This is a genomic window from Methylobacterium nigriterrae, from assembly GCF_037106235.1.
GTDB lineage: Bacteria > Pseudomonadota > Alphaproteobacteria > Rhizobiales > Beijerinckiaceae > Methylobacterium > Methylobacterium nigriterrae.
Genome location: NZ_JBAWTG010000788.1, coordinates 1 through 281 on the forward strand (window position 1 = coordinate 1; position 281 = coordinate 281).

At 59.8% G+C, this 281-nt stretch carries 1 protein-coding gene; it reads right to left on the reverse strand.

Annotated elements, in window-relative coordinates:
* A partial coding sequence (locus WDW90_RS39170; protein ID WP_336493002.1) for a hypothetical protein occupies positions 1 to 281 on the reverse strand: 281 nt, incomplete at both ends.

A 281-nucleotide genomic window follows, 5' to 3' on the forward strand; every position in this document is an offset into this window, starting at 1 on the left:
CCTTCACGAAGTGCTGCGCGAGGCCGTAGCAGTAGGCCACCGCATAACGATGCTCCTCGAGGTAGTTGGTTCTGAGTGCCTTGAAACGTGCCACCGAGGTGCGAATGACCTTCAGAGCCCGGTCCAGCCCACCCTCGCGCTGGAGCTTCTTGCTGTCAAGGATCTCGAAGGAGGCGCGACGCTCATCCGATTGGGAGCTGTCCTTTGTAACCGACGAGCGAACATTCGCTTTAAGGGAACGCCGCTTCTGCTTGCCATCCCGCTGACCGGGGATTCGAACC